This is a genomic window from Oleiphilus sp. HI0067, from assembly GCF_001635735.1.
Window position 1 is genome coordinate 1 of the sequence record NZ_LWFI01001652.1, and the last position, 1,207, is coordinate 1,207.

Annotated in this window: 3 protein-coding genes; 2 read left to right on the forward strand and 1 reads right to left on the reverse strand. The window is 41.6% G+C overall.

The features are described 5' to 3' along the window. Positions 1-256 (reverse strand): amidohydrolase family protein (locus A3739_RS26625; RefSeq protein WP_156502878.1); only part of this gene is annotated, 256 nt, incomplete at its 3' end. 186 nt (positions 257-442) lie between these two features. Here A3739_RS26625 and A3739_RS26630 point away from each other — a divergent pair. Both A3739_RS26630 and A3739_RS26635 read left to right on the forward strand, forming a co-directional pair. After that, positions 443-910, forward strand: a complete 468-nt coding sequence (locus tag A3739_RS26630; protein WP_068476593.1) for a DUF4124 domain-containing protein — start codon at positions 443-445, stop codon at positions 908-910. After that, positions 901-1,207: DUF4124 domain-containing protein (locus tag A3739_RS26635; protein ID WP_197472612.1), on the forward strand; the 307-nt coding region annotated here is incomplete at its 3' end. The genes A3739_RS26630 and A3739_RS26635, both read left to right, overlap by 10 nt.

Consider the following 1,207-nt stretch of genomic DNA (forward strand, 5'->3'; position numbering starts at 1 on the left):
TCGTGACGCCATGGCGAACAGATTCTTTCAAGCCCGGCGACGCAATCAACTCTGCATCATAGTGTGTATGTGTATCGATAAATCCGGGGGTCACCCATTTTCCTGAAGCATCGATGACACTATCTGCTGACGTAATCGGCTGATCACTCAACTGTGCCACGACACCATCCTTGATCCCGACATGTTTTATCTTTGAATGAGATTTTGAGCCATCAAACAAGATCCCATGATTGATCGCAATATCGAACTGAGCCATATTTCCTCCCCCGTATTTTTATTTTTTTACGAGTCAATGCGTAACTTGATTGAAGTAAACACTAATTTAGGAATGACGATACTTCTAGCCCATCACAAATAATTGATGAAATCGGACTTGTTAGAAGTTTTTGCGCCACGTAGCATATTTCATTCATTAAGGAAGAACGCTTTAAAAGGACTTTAAATGCCAAATCGACGCAACAAAAACCTATACCTCATAGCCTGCACTTTTAGCATCATGTTGACTAATTTCGCGCACGGACAAGTCTATAAGTGGGTCGATGATGAAGGTAAAACGCACTTTGGAGATCGACCTCCAACTGGAACATCAGCTACAAATATCAGTGATGACATCCAGCCTCTTAATATCTCAACAGATCTCAGCAATCCTGAAATGGTTAAGAATGCCAAAGAACAATGGCGTGCTGAAAAAATCCAAGCCGCAGAGCAAAAAATTCTCTTAGAAAAACAAAATGCCGAAATTCAAGCCGCCAAAAAGAAGTATTGTGAAGAAGCTGCGAAGCGTCTAGCCGACATTCAAGGTCCCGTCGTTTTTTATGATGAACACGGTGAATTCGTGAAAGTAACAGAACAAGAACGGAAACAACGCGAAAAAGACTTACGCGCAGAGATTCAAAGAACGTGCAAATAATAATTAGCGCTCTTGCTCTTTCCTTTATCCTCGTTTCGCAACATGTTGTTGCAAAGATATACAAATACCAGGACGCGAATGGAAACTGGCTTTTTACAGATAAAAAGCCTGAGGCCAAAAACGCTCAATCCATCAACATAAGAAAGACGAAAAAAGATTCTCCTCCAGAGGTTTCATTAAGCAAAACTATCACCGGGGACAAGGCGGAGTTTCGTATCGAGAACAAGCTACTCACCTCAGTTCATTGCGAAGTTCAATTACCCGAGGAAGAACCTAACACTTACCTTGTTCAAGCAT